The sequence below is a fragment of the Variovorax sp. SRS16 genome, from assembly GCF_901827165.1.
In the GTDB taxonomy this organism is placed as follows: Bacteria; Pseudomonadota; Gammaproteobacteria; order Burkholderiales; family Burkholderiaceae_C; genus Variovorax.
In genome coordinates this window covers 1,702,316-1,723,447 of sequence record NZ_LR594666.1, presented here as the reverse complement: position 1 = coordinate 1,723,447, position 21,132 = coordinate 1,702,316, and the positions used below count along the sequence as shown (strand labels likewise).

Sequence of the window (21,132 nt, the reverse complement as noted above, 5' to 3'; positions counted from 1 at the left end):
ACCAAATGTTCGCCCGACATCTTGTCTTTTGAAGAGTGCCTGAGGATTCGCTTCCTCTTCGCTCCCTTGTCCGTGTTCCTGCCTGCGTCGGGTTCTTGGCGCCTGTGATTCCGCTTGGTCCATCCTGTTGTACGAGGTCGTATGCCCAGTTCAAAGAAGCCTGCCGTATCCGCCGCCAAGAAAGCCGTTGCAGAAAAGCCGTTGAAAGCTGCCGCTTTGCCGGCAACTAAAACAGGCGCCGCTGCCTCCAAGGCGACAGCCGCAACGAAAGTGAAAACCGTGCCTACGAAATCGACTCCTACTGCCGCCGAAACCGTCAAAACCCTCGCCAAGAAGGTCGGCCGTCCGCCCAAGGCGGCCGGCGCGCCTGCTGCCGCCGGCGGTGCCAAGCGCGGCCGCAAGCCCAAGGCCGGCAACGAGGCGCCGACCAGCGATGTCGACCTGTCGGACATCGAAGACGAACTGGTCGGCGAAGAGGTCGCGACGGCGACCGAAGAAAAGGTCAAGCCGCTGCGCATGAAGATCAGCAAGGCGAAGGAACGCGCCTTGATGAAGGAATTCGGCCTCGACGAGACCGTGCTCTCCGAGGAAGACCTGGCCAAGCGCCGTTCGCGCCTCAAGACGCTGATCACGCTCGGCAAGACGCGCGGCTACCTCACGCACGGCGAAATCTCCGATCACCTGCCCGACAAGCTGGTCGACGCCGAGACCATGGAAGTCGTGGTCACGATGCTCAACGACATGGGCGTCGCCGTGTACGAGCAGACGCCCGATGCGGAAACCCTGCTGCTCAACAACACGGCACCTACCGCCACCACCGTCGAGGAAGCCGAGGAAGAAGCCGAGGCTGCCCTCTCGACCGTCGACAGCGAATTCGGCCGCACCACCGACCCCGTGCGCATGTACATGCGCGAGATGGGCACGGTCGAACTGCTCACGCGCGAAGGCGAAATCGAGATCGCCAAGCGCATCGAAGGCGGCCTGATGGCGATGATGGAAGCCATCTCGGCTTCGCCCGCGACCATCGCGGAAATCCTGCGCCTGGGCAACGACATCCGTGAAGGCAAGGTCGTCATCTCGACCATCGTCGACGGCTTCTCGAACCCGAACGAGGCCGACGACTACGTGGCCGAGGAAGACTTCGACGAATTCGACGAGGAAGACGACGACGACGGCAAAGGCGGCTCGAAGGCGCTGACCAAGAAGCTCGAGGAACTCAAGCGCGAGGCGCTCGAGCGCTTCGACCGCATCGCGCTGCTGTTCGAGAAGGTCCACAAGATCTACGACAAGGAAGGCTATGGCACGCCGGCCTATCAGAAAGCACAGCACTCGCTGTCCGAAGAGCTGATGACCATCCGCTTCACCGCGCGCACGATCGAGAAGCTGTGCGACCTCGTGCGCACGCAGGTCGACGACGTGCGCAAGAAAGAGCGCGAGCTGCGCCGCATCATCGTGGACAAGTGCGGCTTCCCGCAGGACGAGTTCATCCGCGACTTCAGCGGCTACGACAAGAACGGCAACCGCGTGTCGTCCAACCTGCTCAACCTCAAGTGGGTCGAGAAGCAGGCCGCTTCGGGCAAGCCCTGGTCCACGGTGCTCGCACGCAACATCCCGCCGGTGCAGGAACTCCAGCAGAAGCTCGCCGATATCCAGTCGCGTGTGGTGGTGCCGCTCACGCAGCTCAAGGACATCAACAAGCGCATGAACGAAGGCGAATCGTCTTCGCGCGATGCCAAGAAGGAAATGATCGAGGCCAACCTGCGCCTCGTGATCTCCATCGCCAAGAAGTACACCAACCGCGGTCTGCAGTTCCTCGACCTGATCCAGGAAGGCAACATCGGCCTGATGAAGGCGGTCGACAAGTTCGAATACCGCCGCGGCTACAAGTTCTCGACCTATGCGACGTGGTGGATCCGCCAGGCGATCACCCGCTCGATCGCCGACCAGGCGCGCACCATCCGCATCCCGGTGCACATGATCGAGACCATCAACAAGATGAACCGCATCAGCCGGCAGCATCTGCAGGAGTTCGGCTTCGAGCCCGATGCCGGCATCCTGGCCGCGACGATGGAGATCCCGGAAGACAAGATCCGCAAGATCATGAAGATTGCGAAAGAGCCGATCTCGATGGAAACCCCCATCGGCGACGACGACGATTCGCACCTGGGCGATTTCATCGAGGACAGCAGCAACACGGCGCCGATCGAGGCCGCGATGCAGGCCGGCCTGCGCGACGTGGTCAAGGACATCCTCGACAGCCTGACGCCGCGCGAGGCCAAGGTGCTGCGCATGCGCTTCGGCATCGAGATGTCGACCGACCACACGCTCGAGGAAGTCGGCAAGCAGTTCGACGTCACGCGCGAACGCATCCGCCAGATCGAAGCCAAGGCGCTGCGCAAGCTCAAGCATCCGTCGCGATCGGACAAGCTGCGCAGCTTCATCGATACGTTGTAGAGCTCGCCCCCAGCCTGCGCGCACTTCGTGTCGCTACGCCACCCCCTGCCAGGGGCAATACCAGCGGACCGGCCGAGCCGGATCCGCGGTATTTCACGAACAAGGCATCGCCACCTCCCCATGAATCCCGACGCTCACAAGATCTGGCAGGCGCCGCGCTGGGCGCTGGCTGTTTTACTTGCCGTGCTGGGCATGCTCGGCCCGTTCTCGATCGACACTTACATCCCGGCCTTCTCGGGCATCGCGCAGTCGATCGGCGCCACGCCGGTCGAGATGCAGCAGACGCTCTCGGCCTATCTGTTCGGCTTCGCGTTCATGAACCTGTTCCACGGCGCGCTGTCGGACAGCTTCGGGCGCCGGCCGGTCGTGTTGTGGGGCCTGGCGGTGTTCACCGCGGCTTCGCTGGGCTGTGCGCTGTCGCAGAACATCGGGCAGTTGGTGTTCTTCCGTGCGCTGCAAGGCCTGTCGACCGGTGCAGGCATCGTGGTGTCGCGCGCGGTGGTGCGCGACATGTTCGCACCGGCCGATGCGCAGAAGGTGATGAGCCAGATCACCATCTATTTCGGTGTCGCACCCGCGATCGCGCCGATCGTGGGCGGCTTCCTGTTCGTGCACCTCGGCTGGCACAGCGTCTTCTGGTTCCTGGTTGCGGTCGGCGTGGTGCTGTTCGGCGCCAACTACAAGCTGCTGCCCGAGACGCTGCACAGAAGCCACCGCCAGCCTTTCGAGGTCCGGCACCTGATGCGCGGCTACTGGGACCTGTGCTCGGACCCACGCTTCCTGCTGCTGGCGCTCGCCAGCGGAGTGCCGTTCAACGGCATGTTCCTCTACGTGCTGGCCGCGCCCGCGTTCCTGGGTGACCATCTCGCGCTCGCGCCGACCCAGTTCTTCTGGTTCTTCCTGCTCACCATCGGCGGCATCATGGCCGGCGCCTGGGCCAGCGGCCGCATGGCCGGCAAGGTCGCGCCCAAGCGGCAGATCCGCCACGGCTTCGTGATCATGCTTGCGACCTCGGTCGTCAACGTCGCGGCCAATGCCCTCTTCACCGCGAACGCCGCCTGGGCGCTGTTCCCGCTGGCCGTGTTCGCATTCGGCTGGGCGCTGATGGTGCCGGTGATCACGCTGCTGGTGCTCGACTTGCATCCCGCGCGCCGCGGCATGGCCTCGTCGCTGCAGGCGGTGATCGGCTCCACCGCCAACGGCATCGTGGCGGGCGTGGTCGCGCCGCTGGTCATGCACTCCACATTGGCGATGGCCCTGACCTCGATCGGGATGATGGGCGTGGGTCTGGTCGCGTGGGTCTGGCTTCACGGGCGCTGGCCCGAGATCGGCCGGCGCGTGGCTGGCGAGGCGACCTGAGCGCATGCGGCTCGAGAGACTGCCCGCGGCAGCGCGCGCCTGGCTGCCGGGCCGAACGGCGATCAACACGCGCGAGCGCCTGCGTGCCATCGCCGGCGCGGGGTTGGGGCTTCTGCTCACCGCGCTGGTCTGCCGCGCGCTGGCGCAGCCTTCGATCGACAGTGCCTGGCTGATTGCACCGCTGGGCGCCAGCGCCGTGCTGGTGTTCGCACTGCCGGCCAGCCCACTCGCGCAGCCCTGGTCGGTGATCGGCGGCAACGCGGTCGCGGCCTTGATCGGCATTGCCTGCGTCCGATGGATTCCGGATCCGGCCTGGGCCGGTGCGCTCGCGACGGCACTCGCCATCGCAGCCATGCTGGCCTTGCGCTGCCTGCATCCGCCGGGCGGCGCCGTGGCCTTGCTCGCGGTGCTCGCGCATGCGACACAGTTCCGCTTTGCGCTGTTTCCGGTGCTGGCCAACTCGCTGCTGCTGGTGCTGGTCGGCGTCGTCTACAACAGCCTGACGGGTCGGCGCTATCCGCACGTGCAGCTCTCGCCGCGCCCGGCAGCCGGCAATGCGCCCTTCAGTTCGGCCGACATCGACGCCGTGCTGGCGCGCTACAACCAGGTGCTCGACATCAGCCGCGACGACCTCGAACTGCTGATCCGCGAGACCGAACTCGAGGCCTGGCGGCGCCGGCTCGGCACGGTGCGGTGTGCCGACATCATGTCGCACGACCCGGTCTCCGTGGCCATTGCCACGCCGCTCCAGGAAGCATGGGCCCTGATGCACGCGCGGCACATCAAGGCGCTGCCCGTGATCGACCGCTCGCGTCAGGTCGTCGGCATCGTCACGCAGGCCGACTTCTTCCGCCAGATCGACCTGACCCACCACGAAGGATTCGGCGGACGGCTGCGCGACTTCATCCGCGCGACCCGCAGCGCGCTGTCGAACAAGCCCCAGGTGGTCGGCGAGATCATGACCCGGCAGGTGCGCGTGGCCAGCGAAGACCGGCCGATGGCCGAGCTGGTGCCGATCTTCTCCGAGAGCGGCCATCACCACATTCCCATCATCGACGAGGCGCGACGGCTGCGCGGCATGGTCACCGAATCGGATTTCGTGCGCGCCCTCTACCGTGTCGTCGGCCCACAGGGCTGACCTGACCCTGTCGCAGCGACGGCCTGCCGGGCAACACACAGTTTCGCCGTTGGCCCTTTGTCGTTCGAGTGGTGCAACCTACGATAGCGACTTCAGGAAAACAGGAGTCCGGCCATGAGCCACGTTGCCATCCTCGGAGCCACCGGCCGTGCCGGCTCCCGCATTGCCACCGAACTGCTGCGCCGCGGCCACACGGTCACCGGCATCGCGCGCAACATCGCGCAGGCCGAAGCCCGGCCCGGCCTCGCATTCAAGCAGGCCGATGCGACGCAGGTCGATTCGCTGGCGCCGGCGCTGCGTGGCCATGACGCGGTGATCAGCGCCACCCGCTTCGCAGGTGGCAGCGATGCCGCGACGGTCATCGCCGCGGCCAGGCAGGCCGGCGTGCCGCGCCTGCTGGTGGTCGGCGGCGCCGGCAGCCTCGAAGTCGCACCGGGCCAGGCGCTGGTCGACACACCCCAATTTCCCGAGGCCTACAAGCCCGAAGCACTGGCGGGCCGCGTGTTCCTCGAGGCCCTGCGGGCCGAGCAAGACCTGGACTGGACCTTTCTGTCGCCCTCGGCGCTGTTCGCGCCGGGCGAGCGCACCGGCAAGTTCCGCCTCGGTGGCGATCGCCTGCTGACCGCCGCCGATGGCAAGAGCTGGATCTCGATGGAGGACTACGCGATCGCGCTGGCCGACGAGTTCGAAAAGCCGGCGCATTCGCACCAGCGCTTCACGGTCGGGTACTAGCGCGTGAATGCCGCTTTCAACTGAGCATGCGCGCTCAGCGGTGGTCATCGGCAGCCTTCAATTCAAGATAGGTCTGGCGGTCGATTTCATGCAGCTGCCGCGGATATTGTTCTGTGGCGGCGTACCAGGCATTCCGTCGGGAATTGGCGTCCCTGGGGGCGCCGAGGTAGGCATCCACCGCCAGGAAGTAGCGCATGGCGTTGCGCTCGACCAGCCCGTGCATGCCTCTGATGTACTCGGGTTGCCCATCGGCCGTTCGCCCAAGCACGCTAAAGCCGACCTTGGAACGGCCGAAGGTGGCCAGGTAGGCCTGCATGGCGACACTGGTCAGGGCGTTCTCGTCGTAGGAATACGAAAAGTGCAGGAAGCTGTGCGCCGCATCGGCAGGAATGGCCTCGAACGCGATCCGGTAGTTGCTGGTGCCCAGAGGACCGGCTGACGCGCCAAGTTGCACCTGCAGGTGCTGCGGTGTTGCATCGATCAGGCGAAAGTCGAAGACGAGGCGAAAGGCGCTGTCGACAGGCTGGTCGTACTTGCGCACCACGCTCAACGCGAGCGTCGAGCCTGCGGCTTCCGTCGACACCGTGCAGCGGCGATTGCTGACATGCAGCAGCATGGCTTGGCACCATGCATCAGGTGTGCTCAGCGTCGAGCTGAGCGCTGCAAGGGGATGATCGACGATGGCGTACACATCGCCCTGGAGTCCGTTCGCCGTGTCGCTCGCATTCAGCATCAGGGGGCGGTTGAAAGCCGACCTGTCCAATGGGCCCCGCAGCAAGGTCAGCTTGCCGCTCAGTTCGTCAGCGCTCGACGCCTGTGCGGCAGATGCGGTCAATGCCATGACGACGGCAAGCGCGGCGACGGCAGCGCCGCGCTGATCGAGGCCCTTGGCCATGACGCAGGAAATGGAGCGCAGCGCTCTCACAGGCATCGCAGCGCTGAGGAGTTCGAACAGGCGGGTGTTGCTGAGGACCATGTCGAGGCCCAATCCTCGGCGATCCCTGCTTACGAGCGACTTAAGCCACGCGCCGATGCGACGAGACCCAGGCCGGTCGCACAACGATGGATCACCAGGTGCCACCCATGTCTTTTGCTGTCTGCACTCGCGGGCACAATCTCATTTTTCCTCCTCGGTGAACCATGGATACTCAAGCCAAAGAAGTCTTCGCGCGTTTCGCAGTCACGATGCGCTCCGAAGGACTTCGAGAAGCGCTCGCGTCTTTGCTGCAGCAGACGGACTATCGTTTCATCGGCATCTGGCGTTTCGAAGACGGCCAGGCCAACGCCGTCGTCCACTACGACCGCGAGAATCCGGACGTCCTCACGGCGCAGGAGGTCCCCGACACGGCCACCTATTGCTGCTTCGTGCGAGACAGCCATGCGCCGTTCATGACCCCGAACGCGCTGGTGGACGAGCGCCTCGCGCAGCATCCCGCCAGGGCGCAGGTCCTGACCTATTGCGGGGTGCCACTCATGGACAGTGCCGGGACGATCCTCGGCACGCTGTGCCACTATGACCTGGTGCCGCGCGATCCCCAGCAGATCGACATCGAGCTGATGCTCAACGTCGCGAGCTATCTGACACTTGGCGGCCATCTGCCGCCGTACCCCAAGCGGGACAGTGCGTAGCGACCTGGCGCTACCGATCAGTCTGAATATTGCCGCCGGACCGGATCGCACGCAGATAAGTCGGCGGTAAGGAAGGGCTTGCGACCATGCTGAAATGCATGGAGCCGCACCGCCGGAGAGCACAACAGCCCCGGCGCCGACCTCGCACCGCGACACGCCGTCCCTGCGCTGGCTCGCGTGGATGGCAGGCCTCGCCACCTTGCTCTGGTTCGCGAGCCTGGGGACGCGGTCGCTCATCAGTCCCGATGAAGGCCGCTACGCCACCCTGGCGCTCGAGATGGCACGCAGCGGCGACTGGATCACGCCGCGGCTGAACGGCCTGCTCTACTTCGAGAAGCCTGCGCTGCAATACTGGATCGGCGCGCTGAGCTTCAAGTGTCTGGGGATCACCGAGTTCGCTGCGCGCCTGGGGCCGGGCCTGGCGGGCTTCCTGACGGTGGTCATCGTCGGATGGACATCATGGCGCCTGTGGGGGCGCGAAGTGGGTCTGCAGGCGCTGGCGATCGCGGCATCGACCACCTGGATCGTCGGCAACAGCCATTTCCTCACGCTCGATGCGGGCCTGACACTGTTCCTCACGCTGACGCTTTGCAGCGTGCTGCTGGCGATGCGGCACGACGCGAGCCCGGGGCGCGTGGCACACGATGCGCGCCGCCGCTGGATCTGGATCGCCTGGGCCGCGATGGCCGGCGCCGTGCTGAGCAAGGGATTGATCGGCATTGCGATTCCAGGCGGCGTGCTGCTGACCGTCAGCCTGTGGCGGCGAGACATGGCGCTGCTGCGTGGCATGCGCTGGGGCTCAGGCGCGGTGATCTTCCTGGCGCTCGCGGCGCCGTGGTTCGTCCTGATGTCGTTGCGGCATCCCGAGTTCGCGAACTTCTTCTTCATCCATGAGCACTTCACGCGCTACCTGACGACCGAGCATCGCCGCGAGGGAGCGTGGTGGTACTACCTTCCGATCCTGCTCGCCGGCGCGCTGCCATGGACCGGTGGTCTGGCGTGGTCGCTCAAGCCGGACCGCCGCCATGGCGAAACCGATGGGCCCCCGATCGATTCGCGCGATGTGCTGATCGTCTGGTCGCTGTTCATCCTGCTGTTCTTCAGCGCTTCCGGCTCCAAGCTGCCCTCCTACATTCTCCCGATGTTCCCCGCGCTCGCCATGCTGGTGGCGCTGCGGATCCGCGATGCACGCCCGTCGACATTGCGCTGGCACCTGGGGGTGCCGACCCTGGTGTGGCTCGCGGCGCTGATCGCCTCGACGCAGTACGGCCGGCTGGTCTCGCCGAGCGCACCGCCGGAGGCGCTGTCGGCCATCGCGATGGCCGTGCGACTCGCGTGCGTCGTGTTCCTGCTCGGTGCCGCTGCTGCCTGGTGGCACCTCGGGCGCCGGCAGACGACCGCGGCCGTGCTGTGCATGGCGCTGGGTCACTTCGTTGCGACGACCCTTGTGCTGCAAGGCCACGACCGCTTCGGACAGCTCAAGAGTTCCGCGGCTTTGTCGACGGTGCTGCTCCCGCTCCTGCAACCGGACACGCCCGTGTTTGCCGTCCGCAGCTACGACCAGACACTGCCCTTCTATCTTCGGCGCGACGTGGTGCTGGTGGACTATGCCGACGAGTTCGCCCTGGGTCAGCGCCTGGAACCCTGGAAATCGATCCCGACCCTGGATGCATTCGCCCAGCGCTGGCGCTCGCTTCCCCAGGCCGCGGCCTACATGAACCGGACGACGTGGGCGGCGCTTCGCCAGCGCGAGCTGCCGATGCGCATCGTGTTCGAGGACGCGAGGCGTCTGGTCGTGGTCAAGCAGTGATCCTTGGCCATCCATCGTCGCGAAGGGAACGCATGTCCTACGGCGCTTCAAATGGGTCATCCCCAGTCTGGAGACAGGGGCGCGCTGCGGCCGTCACGTTTGGGAACCATCTTCACAGAATGGACGTCGACCCGCCCCAGGGGGCGCGCGTTGTCGACTCATGGGGCGGATTTCGCCTTTGCTCTTAGAAGGACTATGACCATGAATCTCAAGCGCTCTGCACTCTTCAAATTGGCTGGCGCTGGCGCCATCGCAGTCGGCGCACTTTTCGCCGCTGTGTCTGCCGACGCCGGCCCGAGCTGGTCCGTGGGCATCGACGTGCCGGGTATCGCGATCGGCGTTGCCGAACCTGGCCCTGCGTACTACGACCCGCCGCCTGTCTACTACCGGCCGGCACCGCCGGTTTACTACCAGCCGCCGCCGGTGTACTACCGTCCGGCACCTGCATACTATGGGCCGCCGCCGGCCTACTACGAACGGGGCGACCGTTGGCGTGAGCACCGCCACCACCGCCGTGATGACGACGATCGAGGAGATCGGGACTGAATTCGACTCATCAGCCGCTCAGCGCCCGTCCCCTGGCATATGCAGGCAATATGGCCGACGCCGATCTCGTCGTTCTGATGGCTCGATTGGCGAGTGACGGCTGCTCGCTCACGACGGGCGAAGCGATCTCCGCGCTGGCCGAGATGCTGGAGAGTTTGCGGCCTACGCTCGGTCAGGCGGACTATGAGGTTCTGCTGCGCATCGGAGCGACACTCTGGAGGCTGAAGAGTTGATGCGCCCATGAAAAACCTGTTCCGAGCACCGTGACGCAACGAAAACTCATCGGCGTGCTGACGCCGTCTTCCAACACCGCGCTCGAGCCGCTGACCAGCGCGATGGTCAGTGCGGTGCCCGGCGTTTCCGCGCACTTCTCGCGCTTCACCGTCACCGAGATCTCGATGCGCGATGCCTCGATGAATCAGTTCGACGACAGCAAGATCCTCGAAGCTGCGCGGCTGTTGGCCGATGCATGCGTGGACGTGATCTGCTGGAGCGGCACCTCGGCGAGCTGGCTCGGTTTCGAGAAGGACGAGATCCTGTGCGCACGCATCACCGAGGCGACCGGCATTCCGGCCACGACCTCGGTCCTGGCGCTCAACGAATTGCTGGCCGCGCAAGGCGCTCGCACCATGGGCCTGATCTCGCCGTATGTCGAGGACGTGCAACGACGCATCATTGCCAACTACGCGCGCATCGGCATCGACTGCGTGGCTGAACGGCACCTCGATCTGACGGTGAATTTCTCGTTCAGCGAGGTCGCGCCCGACACACTGCGCCGCATGCTGCGCGAGGTGGCGCGGCAGCAGCCGGACGCGATGACTGTGATGTGCACCAACCTGCACGGCGCGCAGTTGGTCGAGGAGATGGAACGCGAGCTCGGCATTCCGATCTACGACTCGGTGGCCACCGTGGTGTGGAAAGCTCTGAAGGTGATCGGCGTCGACATGCGCAGCGTCAAGGGCTGGGGCAGTCTGTTCGGGCCGAAGGCCTGAAACCATCCTCGACCGGTCCGGACCCGGTCGTCCCCGGGATGCCCCTAGCTCTCCAGCGCTCTCTTCATCGCCTTCATGCCCTCGTCGATCATGGTGCCGATCGGCCCGGCCATCTCGTCGGGCAGCAGATCGGCGATCCAGACGATGCGGCTGTGCGTGGCATCTTCCGCGAACACCTGCAGCGATGCGTTGTGATGCGACAAGCGCCCACCGCTTGCCGACCACACCAGCCGGCGCACGGCATCGTCGAGATCGATGATCACTTCGCGCGCGACGATGCCGTTGCCGAAGGTGACGGTCCTCGCATTGCCTTCGAGCCTGCAGTCGGTCACGAAGCCGGGCACGAGGCGCCTGTGGATCTCGCCGACGTCGCGCACCGCGTCCCAGATCTTCTCTGCGCTCGCTGCGACTTGCATTTCGCGGTGGATGGATGCCATGAACGAACCCTCCGGAATGGATGACCTGCGCTCAGCGCGCGACGCCAAGCAATCTTTCCAGCACTTCGGGCTGGGTGCGCAGCGTCGCCGCGCGGTCCGCATGCACGATGGTGCCGTGATCGAGCACCACCGCCTCGTCGGAGATCGCGAGGATCGCCTGCGGATGCTGTTCGACGATGATCGCCGCCAGGCCTTCTTCCTGCGTGATGCGACGGATGGCGCGCAGCAGCTCTTCCACGATGATCGGTGCCAGACCTTCGAGCGGCTCGTCGAGCAGCAGCAGCGTGGGATTGACGACCAGCGCGCGGCCGACGGCCAGCATCTGCTGCTCGCCGCCCGACAGCTGCGTGCCGAGGTTGCGCTTGCGTTCGGCCAGGCGCGGGAACATCTCGTAGACGCGCTGCGGATTCCACTGGCCCGGCCGCTCCACCGCGCTGAGGTTCTCGTCCACCGTGAGCGACTTGAAGATGTTGCGCTCCTGCGGCACCCAGCCGATGCCGGCGGCCGCGCGCTGGTGCGGCGACAGCTTGTGCAGCGCCGCGCCGCCGAGCGTGATGCTGCCGCCATGCTGGCGCGTCGCGCCGGCGAGCGTGTTGATGAGCGTGGTCTTGCCGGTGCCGTTGCGTCCCAGCAGCGCCAGCGTGCGGCCTTCGCCGAGTGCGAGGCCGATGCCGTGCAGCACCACGGCCTCGCCGTAGCCCGCGCTCAGGTTCTCGATGCGCAGCAGTTCAGCCATGCACCGCTCCCTGGCCGAGGTAGACCTCTTTCACCTTCGGGTCGTTGGCGATCGTGTCGGGGTCGCCTTCGGTCAGCAGCGTGCCGTTGACCAGCACCGTCATGCGGTCGGCGAAGCTGAAGACCAGGTCCATGTCGTGCTCGATCAGCAGCACCGACACATCGGCCGGCAATGCGGCCACCGTCTCCAGCAGTTCCTCGCGCTCGCCGGCCGGCACGCCCGCCACCGGCTCGTCGAGCAGCAGCACGCGTGGCTCGCAGGCCAGCGCGATCGCGATCTCGAGCAGGCGCCGCTTGCCATAGGCCAGATGCCGGGTCTGCTGCTGCGCGACATCGCCGAGCCTGAATTGCTCGAGCAGCCGCCCCGCGCGCCCGGCGACCTCGCTCGACGAACCCAGCGGCTTCCACCACTTGGCGCCGAGGCCGATGTGCTGCGAGACGACCAGCGCCAGCGTCTCCAGCGGCGTCATCGAGTCGAAGAGCTGGTTGATCTGGAAGGTGCGCACCATGCCGCGCGCCACGCGGCGGTGCGGCGCGAGGTGCGTGATGTCCTCGCCTTCGAGCACGATGCGGCCCTCGTTCGGCGCGAGCACGCCGGTCAGCAGGTTGATCAGCGTGGTCTTGCCGGCGCCGTTGGGGCCGATCAGTGCGTGACGCGCGCCGCGCTTCAGGTTCAGCGTGACGTTGTGGGTGGCCGTGATGCCGCCGAAGCGCTTCACCAGGCCGGTGGCCGCGAGGACGATGTCGTTGTTCACGACTTCGCGCTCCTGCGCGCGCCGAACCAGGTCCAGGGCTTGAACAGCCGGTCGCGCCCGACCAGCACCAGCAGCACCAGGATCAGGCCGATCCAGAACATCCAGTACTGCGGCGTGACGGATGACAGCGTGTCCTGCAGCAGCTTGAAGACGATCGCGCCCGTGATGCCGCCGTAGAGCCAGCCGACGCCGCCGATGACCAGCATCAGCAGCACGTCGGCCGAGCGGTCGAAGGCCAGCACGTCGAGCGAGGCGAAGCCGGTGGTCTGCGCCAGCAGCGCACCGGCCGCGCCCGCGATCGCGGCGGCCACGGTGTAGATCACCGCCAGCCGCGAGACGACCGGGATGCCGATCGCCATCGCGCGCAGCCGGTTGTCGCGCACTGCCTTGAGCGTGGCGCCGAAGGGCGAATGCACCAGACGCCGCATCAGCAGGAACAGCAGCAGCATCACGGCAAGCGAATACCACGCGGCCGTGCGGCCATAGAGATCGAAATCGAACAGGCCGAGCACCGGCCCCATCACCACGCCCTGCAGGCCGTCGGCGCCGCCGGTCAGCCAATCGAGCTTGTTCGCGAGTTCGAGCAGGAGCAGCGCCGTGCCCAGCGTGACCATCAGCCGCGTGAGATCGGTGCCGCGCAGGATGGTGATGCTCGCCACCGCGCCGAGCGCGGCGCACAGCACGATCGCGACCACCAGGCCGACGGTCGGATCGGGCATCACCAGTTTGGCGAACAGCGCTGCCGTGTACGCGCCAAAGCCGAAGAAGGCCGCGTGCCCGAGCGAGACGATGCCGGTGTAGCCGAGGATCAGGTCGAGCGACATTGCGAACAGCGCGACGATCGCGATCTCGTTGACCATCAGCGCATGCGCGGGCACGATGGCCGGCAGCGCGAAGGCCACGATCCAGATCGCGAACTCCCACGGCCGCCAGCGTGCCCGGCGCAACAGCGCCGCCTGGAAATCCTGCATCACTTGCCCCCCTTGCGGGCAAACAGGCCTTGCGGGCGCCACATCAGGATCAGGATCATCAGCAGGTAGACGGTGAAGGCACCCATCTTGGGAATGAAATACTTGCCGCCCACGTCGGCGATGCCGAGCAGCAGCGCGGCCAGCAGCGGCCCGGTGATCGACGAGGTGCCGCCGACCGAGACCACGATCAGGAAATAGATCATGTACTTGAGCGGGAAGGTCGGATCGAGCCCGAGAATCTCCGCGCCCAGCGCACCGCCCAGCCCCGCCAGGCCGGAGCCGACCGCGAAGGTCAGCAGGAACACCACGTTGACGTTGATGCCCAGCCCGGCCGCCACGCGCGGATCGTCGACCGCCGCGCGCAAGCGGCTGCCGAAGCGCGTCTTCGAGAGGATCAGTTGCAGCACTACGGTCAGCACCGCGCACAGCGCGATGATGAAGAGCCGGTAATGGCCCATGCCCAGCAGCAGCGCGCCGTCGCCGATCTCGGTGCGGCCGCGCAGCCATTCGGGCAGTTGGATGTTCTGCTGCGAGGAGCCGACGAAATAGTCCACCGCGGCGACCGCCATGAAGGCGAGCCCGATCGAGAACAGCACCTGGTCCAGGTGCGACTTGCCGTACATCGGGCGGTAAAGCGTGCGTTCGAGCAGCGCGCCGAGCGCGCCCACCGCGATGAACGCGAGCGGCAGGCAGACGAGAAAAGGCACGCCCAGCTTCTGCATCGCGAACACGGTGAGGTAGCCGCCTGCCATGGCAAAGGCACCGTGCGCGAGATTGATGAAGTTCATCAGCCCCAGCGTCACGGCCAGGCCGACCGCGAGAACGAACAGCAGCATGCCGTAGGCGATGCCGTCAAAGAGAATCGTCAACATACGTCGATCCGCAGCCTCAGATCAGAAACACCGCGAAACCGGCTCCGCCGGGCCGCAGGTGTTGCCCCCTGAAAAGGGGGTGGGCGGCCACACGAAGTGGGCAAGCCTGGGGGTCATTTAGCTTTTCCGGGATCCTTGACGCTCTTGATGACGTCGAACTCGACGTTGTAGAGCTGCCCGTCCTTCTTCTCGACCTTGCGCAGGTACACGTCCTGCACGATGTCGCGCGTCTGTGCGTCGATCAGGATCTGGCCGCGCGGGCTTTCGAAGATCTGGCCTTTCATCGCGGCCAGCAGCGCATCGCCGCCGCCCTGCCCCTTGGTCTTGCGCAGCGCGTCATAGATGATGTGCATGCCGTCGTAGCCGCCGACCGCCATGAAGTTCGGCCGCATGTTCTTGTTGGCCTTCTCGAAGGCTTCGACGAATTTCTTGTTCATCACCGACGGATGCGCGGCCGAGTAGTGGTGCGAGGTGACCACGCCGAGCGCGCCGTCGCCCATGTCATTGAGCTGGTCGTCGTCCGTCACGTCGCCGGTGGCGATCAGCCGGATGCCGGCCTTGTCCATGCCGCGCTCCAGGAACTGCTTCATCACCGCAGCGCCCGCGCCCGAGGGCACGAAGACGAACAGCGCATCGGGCTTGGCATCGCGCACCTTCTGCAGGAAGGGCGCGAAGTCGGGGTTGCGCAGCGGCACGCGCAGCGAGTCGAGCACCTTGCCGCCATTGAGCTGGAAGCGTTCCTTGAAGAACTTCTCGGCATCGTTGCCCGGGCCGTAGTCGCTGACCAGCGTGACGACCGTCTTGATGCCGTTCTTCGGCGCCCAGTCGCCCATCGCCACCGAGACCTGCGGCAGCGTGAAGCTCGAGCGCACGATGTAGGGCGAAGCCTCGGTGATGCTGGAGGTGGCCGCGGCCATCACGAGCTCGGGCGTCTTCGATTGCGTGGCGATCGGCGCGGCCGCCAGCGCCGCGGGCGTGACGCCGAAGCCGGCCAGTACGTTCACCTTGTCGTTGACCACGAGTTCCTGCGCGAGGCGCTTGGTGACGTCGGGCGTGGCGGTGTCGTCCTTGACGATGACCTCGATCTTCTTGCCCGCGACCGTGTCGCCGTTCTGCGCCATGTAGAGCCGCACCCCGGCCTCGACCTGGCGGCCGGTGGAGGCCTGCTGCCCGGTCATCGGCAGGATCAGGCCGATCTTGAAGGTGTTGCTCTGGGCGTTGGCCAGCGGCAAGGCCAGCGCGAGGGCGGTCAGGCTCGCGGCCTGGACGAGGTGGCGACGTTGCATGAAGTCTCCTTGGGGTGAGTGCCGAAACAGGCGATATTGTGAACAAATGAAAGCGTGCCGCCTTCGCGGCAAACACCTAGCGGGCCGGGCCGCGCTCGAACTTCTGCGCGATGAGTCGATCGATTGCGCGATCATCGCGCGAGCGCGGACGGGGCAGGACAGTCATTCGGAAGTCTGGTTCTCAGTGTCGGCGGCGGATCAGTTGCACGCCCGGCAACGGATGGCTCTGCGCGCCGTGCAGCGCTTCGCGAAGATTGCGCTGCGCGATGCGGCTGTGCTCGCGCATCAGCGCCTCGGCGCGCGAGCCCTCGCGGTTCTCGATCGCCTCCAGCACCTGGCCGTGCTGGTCCTGCGCGATCAGCAGCATGTCGCGCGCCGCGGCCGAGTTGGCCTGCATCACGACGAAGCCGGAGGGCGATGCGAAAGGCAGGTTGACGACGCGCTCCAGCTGCTGGGTGATCAGCGGGCTACCCGAGAGCTCCGACAACAGGCGATGGAACTGCGCATTGAAGGCGACGTATTGCGAAAACGCTGCATCGTCGAGCGCGGGCTGGCGCAGCAGTTCGTCGATGCGCCTGAGGCAGGCACGCGCTTCGCGTATCACCACCGGCGGTGCGCCGCGCTCGGCCGCGAGCCGCGCCGACAGGCCTTCGAGCGTGCCGCGCAGTTCGATCGCATCGGACACATCGCGCTCGGAAAAGGTCCGCACCGCATAGCCGCCATTGGGAAGGGCCTCGAGCAGGCCCTCCTGTTCGAGCCGCATGAGCGCGCTGCGCACCGGCGTGCGCGAGACGCCGAGCAATTCCGAGACCGCCACCTCGGCGATGCGCGCGCCGCCGGCCAGTTCGCCCGCGAGCACCATCTCGCGCAGCCGCAATTGGGCTTTGACGGCCTGCGAGCTGCTGGCTTCGATCGGCTCGCTGGGAGTCAGGACGGGAGAGTTTGGCGCTGTCACGGGATACGAAATGTATACAAAGAATCGCGCAGATCCAAGAAATCAGCGCAAAACCTCGGGTAAACACTCAACCCCCTGTATGCAACCAAGGCCCTTGCGGTGCGTTTACGATCGACCGTTCTATTTCAGCATCTGACGGAGCACCCATGTCCCAGCACGCCTCTCTGCCTGCCCGCTACGACCACGTCGGCAGCTTCCTGCGCCCCAGGTATTTGCTCGAAGCGCGCGAGCAGAAAGCCAAGGGCGAGATCACGCCCGAGCAGCTTCGCAAGGTCGAAGACAAGGCCATCACCGAGATCGTCAAGTTCCAGGAAGACGTCGGGCTCAAGAGCATCACCGACGGCGAGTTCCGCCGCACCTATTTCCACATCGACTTCCTCGAACAGCTCGGCGGCGTGAAGACCGACATTCCCGTCACCATCCGCCGGCCCGACGGCACCGAGGAGCTCGCGCCGCCGGTGATGCGCGTGATCGACAAGGTGCGCCATGCGAAGAACATCCAGCTGGCCGACTTCGAGTACCTCAAGAGCCAGGTCTCGGCCGGCTGCACGCCGAAGGTCACGATCCCCTCGCCCACCATGCTGCACTTCCGGGGCGGGCGCGCCGGCATCAGCAAGGAGGCATACCCCGAACTCGATCCGGTGTTCTACGACGACGTGGCCAAGGCCTACGGTGACGAACTGCGCTCGCTGGCCGCCGCGGGCGCTACCTACGTGCAGATGGACGACACCAATCTCGCCTACCTGTGCGACGAGAAGATGCGCGAAGCCGCGCGCCAGCGCGGCGACGACCCCAACGAATTGCCGCATCGCTATGCCGCCTTCATCAACAAGGTGGTGGCGCAGAAGCCCGCCGGCATGACGCTCGCGATGCACCTGTGCCGCGGCAACTTCAAGAGCACGCACGCGGCGGCCGGCAACTACGAGCCGGTGGCCGAGGCGCTGCTGAAGGAGATGGACCTCGATGCCTATTTCCTCGAGTACGACGATGCGCGCTCGGGCGACTTCCGTCCGCTGCGCTTCCTGCCCAAGGGCAAGACCGTGGTGCTGGGCCTGGTGACCACCAAGTTCGGCGAGATGGAGGACAAGGACGAACTCAAGAGCCGCATCGAGGCCGCCGCCAAGTACGCGCCGCTGGAACAGCTCGCGCTGTCGCCGCAGTGCGGCTTCTCGAGCACGGTGCATGGCAACAACATCGCGGTCGAGGCGCAGCGGGCCAAGCTGCGGCTGGTGATCGAGACCGCCCAGGAAGTCTGGAAGGACTAGGCATCCCAGCTTTCGCGCACTTCGGCTCGCTGCGCCCGGCCCCTTTGCAGACGGCAACACCGGCGGCCCGGCGAAGCGGGTTCCGCGGTGTTTCCCGAATCGGGCGGGTGAAGTAGGCTCCGGGCTTATGAAGCTCTACACCGCTCCCCTCAGCATGTTCGGCGCCAAGGTGCAGATCGCAGCACTCGAAAAGGGCCTCGCCTTCGACTACGAGATGGTGCCTTTCGACCGCGACGACCGCTACGAGCCCAAGCATCCCGAGGTGCTGCGCATCAATCCGAAGCGCCAGGTGCCGGTGCTGATCGACGGCGATGTCGAGCTGTTCGATTCGACGCAAATCTTCGAGTACCTGGAAGACATCGCCCCCGAGCCGCCGCTCTGGCCCGGCAATGCCGCGCAGCGCGCGCTGGCGCGGCAGTTGGAGCACCTGTCGGACGAGGTGTTCTTCCCGCACGTGATCCGCCTCATGGGCCTGCAGCACGACATGCAGAGCGAGGCCGCGATCGCCGCCTGCGCGGGCTGCGCGCGTTTTTACGAACGAATGGAAGAGCGGCTCGCGCACGGCGACTACCTCGCCGGCGCCTACTCCTTCGCCGACATCGCCTTCTACATGGCGCACGTGTTCGCCGACCGCAAGGGCGCCGGCATGACCGCTGCCACGCCACGCCTGCTGGCCTGGCGCGAGCGCATCGGCGCGCGGCCGCCGGTGCGCGAGGTGGTCGGGCGGATGATGGCCTTCCTGGCATCGCAGAACCGTCCGGTGCCCGTGTACCTCCAGTCCTTGCTTGGCGCGTGAACCACATCGACAAACAGCTCGACTGGCTGCCTTCGCCGTCGCAGCATCTGCTGGTTGTCACCTTCGCGCTGCTGGTCTACGTGCTGACCACGCGCGCCCGGCGCGAGCAGCGCGCGCCGACCACCGCGATCGCGTGGGTGATGGGCCTGGTGCTGGTGCCTTACCTGATCCTGCCCATGTATCTGCTGTTCGGCCAGCGCAAGCTGCGGCCGGCCGGCTCGCCGCGGCCTCCGCGCTCGCTGCCGATGGTGCACTGGGCCGCCGACCTGATCGAAAGCTTCGGGCTGGCGCCGCCCGGACACTGCGCGGTGCGCCTGCATTCGGATGGCGCCGCCGCGCGCGATGCGCTTTGGGAGGTGATCGAAGGCGCACAGGTGCGCATCGACGTCTGCACCTTCATCATCGGCGACGACGCGCTCGGCCACGAGGTGATCGCGCGCCTGTCGCGGCGCGCGCGCGAAGGCATCAAGGTGCGGGTGCTGCTCGATGGCTTCGGCGCGCTCTCGCTGCCGCGCCACCATGTCGACACGCTGCGCGATGCCGGCGTCGAGGTCGCGGTGTTCCGGCCCTTCTTCAGCCTGCGCCGACTGGGCCCGCGCAACCTGCGCAACCACCGCAAGCTCACGATCGCCGATGACGGCTGGCTGTGGTCCGGCGGCCGCAACCTGGCCGGCGAATATTTTCTGGGCAACGACGAGCACCCCACGCCGTGGCGCGACCTGTCCTTCGATCTCCACGGCAGCGTGGCCGCCGCGGCGGCGCGGCAGTTCGATCACGACTGGGCCTCGGTGCGCGGGCGCAAGCCGCGCGCCATCGGGACCGACGAAGAGCCTTCGAGCGGCAGCCTGGCGCAGTTCCTGCCGAGCGGCCCCGACCAGACGGAAGACACGGCGCACGCGCTGCTGATCGACGCCTGCTTTCGCGCAGAGCATCGCGTGCTCGCGATCACGCCCTACTTCGTGCCCGGCGACGGCCTGCGCGACGCGCTGCGGCTGGCGGCGCGGCGCGGGGTGCAGGTCACGATCGCGATCCCGGCGCAGTCGAACCACCGGCTGGCCGATTTCGTGCGGGCGCGAGCGATGCGCGACCTGGCACGCGCGGGCGTCATCTTCCGCATGCTGCCGTTCATGGCGCATGCCAAGGCCGTGGTGGTGGACGAAGAGCTCGCGCTGTGCGGCTCGATCAACCTCGATCTGCGCAGCCTGCTGCTCAATCACGAGGCCGCGGTGGTGTTCTACGACCGCGGCGAGATCGACTGGTTCGCACAATGGATCGAGACCACGGCTTCGGCCGGCGAGGCCTACCGTGCACGTCGGCCCGGGCTGCTGCGCGACGTGGCCGAAGGGTTGCTGCTGACGATCGCCTTTCAGCTCTGAGCCGGCCGGCGCTCGATCAGCGAGCGCGCGAACGAAGCCGCCTCTGCCAAGGCCTGTGCCGCGCGCGGCAGCGCATTCGCATGATTGAGGAAGCCGTGCGGCACGCCGTGCGCGACGCTGAGCGTCGAACGGCCGCCGGCCGCGACGATGGCATGGTGCATCCGGACCGAATCGTCGAGCAGCAGGTCCAGCCCCGCCGCGAGGATCAGCGCGGGCGACAGACCGCCGAGTTCACCGAGCAAGGGAAATGCGCGCGGATCGTCGGTGTTCGATGCGCCCGACAGATAGGCATCGAGGTAGCGCTGCTGTGCCGCGCAGCTGAGGCCGAACTCGCCGCTTCCATAGGCGCCGAAGGAGCCGCCGCTGCGCATCGGCCCGAACACACCGTAGAACAGGATCAATCCCGCGATGCCATCCGCATCTGCATCGCCCGCCGCCGGCCGCGCGTCGCGGCGGCGCATGGCTTCGACAAGCGCCAGGTTGGCACCGGCCGAATCGCCCGCGAGCACGACGCGCCCATGCTGCGCCAGCACGGCATCCACCGCGCCGGCCACATCGGCCAGCGCCGCCGGGAAAGGATGCTCGGGCGCGAGCGAATAGTCGACACCGCACACCGGCAGGCCCGAGCCCGCGGCGAGGTGCCGCAGCACGGTGTCGTGCGTCTCGTTCGAGCCGACGCACCAGCCGCCGCCGTGCAGGTACACGATGGGTACTGCGTCACGCGATGCCTGCGGGCGATACCAGCGCAGGCCGACGCGGCGACCATTGACCTGCAGTTCGGCATCCTCGATCGCGAGCATGCGCGGCACGCCGGTCTGGCTTTTGCGCCGCTCCTGCAGCAGCAGCGCGCGCGCTTGATCGAAAGGCAAAGCGTAGCGATCGACCGGTGCCGCGGCTGCGCGCTGTTGCGCGAGGATCTCGACCATGCGCGGATCGAGCGTGCGCGGATACGCATAGCGCTCGAATGCTTCCGGCGCGAAGCCGGGCGGGCTGTCGACCGAGATGGAGTCCGGCACGCCGCGCA

General features: G+C 66.5%; 21 protein-coding genes. 12 read left to right on the top strand and 9 right to left on the bottom strand.

Annotated features, from left to right (window positions below):
- Positions 1–141: 141 nt before the first annotated feature.
- The 4 genes from rpoD to E5P2_RS08330 all read left to right on the top strand — a co-directional run bounded on the left by rpoD (position 142) and on the right by E5P2_RS08330 (position 5,683).
- Positions 142–2,454 (top strand): RNA polymerase sigma factor RpoD, encoded by a 2,313-nt coding sequence (gene rpoD, locus E5P2_RS08345; protein ID WP_162566658.1) that lies wholly within the window; start codon positions 142–144, stop codon positions 2,452–2,454.
- A 120-nt stretch (positions 2,455–2,574) separates the two neighbouring features.
- The gene (locus E5P2_RS08340) at positions 2,575–3,813 is read left to right on the top strand and encodes a multidrug effflux MFS transporter (RefSeq protein WP_162566657.1); all 1,239 of its coding nucleotides are present in this window, start codon (positions 2,575–2,577) and stop codon (positions 3,811–3,813) included.
- Positions 3,814–3,817: 4 nt separating this feature from the next.
- A complete protein-coding gene (locus E5P2_RS08335; protein ID WP_162566656.1) occupies positions 3,818–4,951 on the top strand; it encodes an HPP family protein in 1,134 nt (377 codons plus the stop codon).
- A 114-nt stretch (positions 4,952–5,065) separates the two neighbouring features.
- On the top strand, positions 5,066–5,683 hold the full coding sequence (locus E5P2_RS08330; RefSeq protein WP_162566655.1) for an NAD(P)-dependent oxidoreductase: 618 nt from the start codon (positions 5,066–5,068) through the stop codon (positions 5,681–5,683).
- 34 nt (positions 5,684–5,717) lie between these two features.
- Here the strand turns inward: E5P2_RS08330 and E5P2_RS08325 are convergent, their stop codons facing one another.
- Positions 5,718–6,659 (bottom strand): hypothetical protein, encoded by a 942-nt coding sequence (locus E5P2_RS08325; protein WP_162566654.1) that lies wholly within the window; start codon positions 6,657–6,659, stop codon positions 5,718–5,720.
- Positions 6,660–6,823: 164 nt separating this feature from the next.
- Between E5P2_RS08325 and E5P2_RS08320 the strand changes: the two genes are divergently transcribed.
- From E5P2_RS08320 to E5P2_RS08300, 5 genes are all read left to right on the top strand, one after another.
- Complete coding sequence (locus E5P2_RS08320; RefSeq protein ID WP_162566653.1) at positions 6,824–7,312, top strand: GAF domain-containing protein; 489 nt, start codon at positions 6,824–6,826, stop codon at positions 7,310–7,312.
- Between the two features lie 181 nt (positions 7,313–7,493).
- The gene (locus E5P2_RS08315) at positions 7,494–9,122 is read left to right on the top strand and encodes an ArnT family glycosyltransferase (RefSeq protein ID WP_232080623.1); all 1,629 of its coding nucleotides are present in this window, start codon (positions 7,494–7,496) and stop codon (positions 9,120–9,122) included.
- Between the two features lie 201 nt (positions 9,123–9,323).
- Positions 9,324–9,668, top strand: a complete 345-nt coding sequence (locus tag E5P2_RS08310) for a hypothetical protein (protein WP_162566651.1) — start codon at positions 9,324–9,326, stop codon at positions 9,666–9,668.
- A gap of 50 nt (positions 9,669–9,718) precedes the next feature.
- Positions 9,719–9,901, top strand: coding sequence for a hypothetical protein (locus E5P2_RS08305; RefSeq protein WP_162566650.1), 183 nt, complete (start codon positions 9,719–9,721; stop codon positions 9,899–9,901).
- A 30-nt stretch (positions 9,902–9,931) separates the two neighbouring features.
- On the top strand, positions 9,932–10,660 hold the full coding sequence (locus tag E5P2_RS08300) for a maleate cis-trans isomerase family protein (protein WP_162566649.1): 729 nt from the start codon (positions 9,932–9,934) through the stop codon (positions 10,658–10,660).
- 44 nt (positions 10,661–10,704) lie between these two features.
- Here E5P2_RS08300 and E5P2_RS08295 read toward each other — a convergent pair whose 3' ends face one another.
- From E5P2_RS08295 to E5P2_RS08265, 7 genes are all read right to left on the bottom strand, one after another.
- On the bottom strand, positions 10,705–11,097 hold the full coding sequence (locus E5P2_RS08295; RefSeq protein WP_162566648.1) for an SRPBCC family protein: 393 nt from the start codon (positions 11,095–11,097) through the stop codon (positions 10,705–10,707).
- Positions 11,098–11,128: 31 nt separating this feature from the next.
- A complete protein-coding gene (locus E5P2_RS08290) occupies positions 11,129–11,833 on the bottom strand; it encodes an ABC transporter ATP-binding protein (RefSeq protein WP_162566647.1) in 705 nt (234 codons plus the stop codon).
- Complete coding sequence (locus E5P2_RS08285) at positions 11,826–12,587, bottom strand: ABC transporter ATP-binding protein (RefSeq protein WP_162566646.1); 762 nt, start codon at positions 12,585–12,587, stop codon at positions 11,826–11,828. The genes E5P2_RS08290 and E5P2_RS08285 overlap by 8 nt, the downstream gene beginning before the upstream one ends.
- The gene (locus tag E5P2_RS08280; protein ID WP_162566645.1) at positions 12,584–13,558 is read right to left on the bottom strand and encodes a branched-chain amino acid ABC transporter permease; all 975 of its coding nucleotides are present in this window, start codon (positions 13,556–13,558) and stop codon (positions 12,584–12,586) included. The genes E5P2_RS08285 and E5P2_RS08280 overlap by 4 nt, the downstream gene beginning before the upstream one ends.
- Positions 13,558–14,430 carry a branched-chain amino acid ABC transporter permease gene (locus tag E5P2_RS08275; protein WP_162566644.1) on the bottom strand — a complete coding sequence of 291 codons (873 nt, stop codon included), beginning with the start codon at positions 14,428–14,430 and terminating at the stop codon, positions 13,558–13,560. The genes E5P2_RS08280 and E5P2_RS08275 overlap by 1 nt, the downstream gene beginning before the upstream one ends.
- Before the next feature lie 113 nt (positions 14,431–14,543).
- Positions 14,544–15,716, bottom strand: a complete 1,173-nt coding sequence (locus tag E5P2_RS08270; protein ID WP_162566643.1) for an ABC transporter substrate-binding protein — start codon at positions 15,714–15,716, stop codon at positions 14,544–14,546.
- 181 nt (positions 15,717–15,897) lie between these two features.
- On the bottom strand, positions 15,898–16,671 hold the full coding sequence (locus tag E5P2_RS08265; RefSeq protein WP_162566642.1) for a GntR family transcriptional regulator: 774 nt from the start codon (positions 16,669–16,671) through the stop codon (positions 15,898–15,900).
- 146 nt (positions 16,672–16,817) lie between these two features.
- On the opposite strand from E5P2_RS08265, the gene E5P2_RS08260 reads away from it, so the two are divergent.
- From E5P2_RS08260 to E5P2_RS08250, 3 genes are all read left to right on the top strand, one after another.
- Positions 16,818–17,936, top strand: a complete 1,119-nt coding sequence (locus tag E5P2_RS08260; RefSeq protein ID WP_162566641.1) for a 5-methyltetrahydropteroyltriglutamate--homocysteine S-methyltransferase — start codon at positions 16,818–16,820, stop codon at positions 17,934–17,936.
- Positions 17,937–18,063: 127 nt separating this feature from the next.
- Positions 18,064–18,732 (top strand): glutathione S-transferase family protein, encoded by a 669-nt coding sequence (locus E5P2_RS08255; RefSeq protein WP_162566640.1) that lies wholly within the window; start codon positions 18,064–18,066, stop codon positions 18,730–18,732.
- On the top strand, positions 18,729–20,108 hold the full coding sequence (locus tag E5P2_RS08250) for a phospholipase D-like domain-containing protein (RefSeq protein WP_232077001.1): 1,380 nt from the start codon (positions 18,729–18,731) through the stop codon (positions 20,106–20,108). The genes E5P2_RS08255 and E5P2_RS08250 overlap by 4 nt, the downstream gene beginning before the upstream one ends.
- Here the strand turns inward: E5P2_RS08250 and E5P2_RS08245 are convergent.
- Complete coding sequence (locus E5P2_RS08245) at positions 20,099–21,124, bottom strand: alpha/beta hydrolase fold domain-containing protein (protein WP_162566639.1); 1,026 nt, start codon at positions 21,122–21,124, stop codon at positions 20,099–20,101. The two genes, E5P2_RS08250 and E5P2_RS08245, sit on opposite strands and share 10 nt — an antisense overlap.
- Between the last annotated feature and the right edge of the window lie 8 nt (positions 21,125–21,132).

Coding starts and splice junctions, on each gene's coding strand:
- rpoD (WP_162566658.1), top strand. CDS start 142: ATGCCCAGTTCAAAGAAGCCTGCCGTATCCGCCGCCAAGAAAGCCGTT.
- E5P2_RS08340 (WP_162566657.1), top strand. CDS start 2,575: ATGAATCCCGACGCTCACAAGATCTGGCAGGCGCCGCGCTGGGCGCTG.
- E5P2_RS08335 (WP_162566656.1), top strand. CDS start 3,818: ATGCGGCTCGAGAGACTGCCCGCGGCAGCGCGCGCCTGGCTGCCGGGC.
- E5P2_RS08330 (WP_162566655.1), top strand. CDS start 5,066: ATGAGCCACGTTGCCATCCTCGGAGCCACCGGCCGTGCCGGCTCCCGC.
- E5P2_RS08325 (WP_162566654.1), bottom strand. CDS start 6,659: ATGGTCCTCAGCAACACCCGCCTGTTCGAACTCCTCAGCGCTGCGATG.
- E5P2_RS08320 (WP_162566653.1), top strand. CDS start 6,824: ATGGATACTCAAGCCAAAGAAGTCTTCGCGCGTTTCGCAGTCACGATG.
- E5P2_RS08315 (WP_232080623.1), top strand. CDS start 7,494: ATGGCAGGCCTCGCCACCTTGCTCTGGTTCGCGAGCCTGGGGACGCGG.
- E5P2_RS08310 (WP_162566651.1), top strand. CDS start 9,324: ATGAATCTCAAGCGCTCTGCACTCTTCAAATTGGCTGGCGCTGGCGCC.
- E5P2_RS08305 (WP_162566650.1), top strand. CDS start 9,719: ATGGCCGACGCCGATCTCGTCGTTCTGATGGCTCGATTGGCGAGTGAC.
- E5P2_RS08295 (WP_162566648.1), bottom strand. CDS start 11,097: ATGGCATCCATCCACCGCGAAATGCAAGTCGCAGCGAGCGCAGAGAAG.
- E5P2_RS08290 (WP_162566647.1), bottom strand. CDS start 11,833: ATGGCTGAACTGCTGCGCATCGAGAACCTGAGCGCGGGCTACGGCGAG.
- E5P2_RS08280 (WP_162566645.1), bottom strand. CDS start 13,558: ATGCAGGATTTCCAGGCGGCGCTGTTGCGCCGGGCACGCTGGCGGCCG.
- E5P2_RS08275 (WP_162566644.1), bottom strand. CDS start 14,430: ATGTTGACGATTCTCTTTGACGGCATCGCCTACGGCATGCTGCTGTTC.
- E5P2_RS08270 (WP_162566643.1), bottom strand. CDS start 15,716: ATGCAACGTCGCCACCTCGTCCAGGCCGCGAGCCTGACCGCCCTCGCG.
- E5P2_RS08260 (WP_162566641.1), top strand. CDS start 16,818: ATGTCCCAGCACGCCTCTCTGCCTGCCCGCTACGACCACGTCGGCAGC.
- E5P2_RS08255 (WP_162566640.1), top strand. CDS start 18,064: ATGAAGCTCTACACCGCTCCCCTCAGCATGTTCGGCGCCAAGGTGCAG.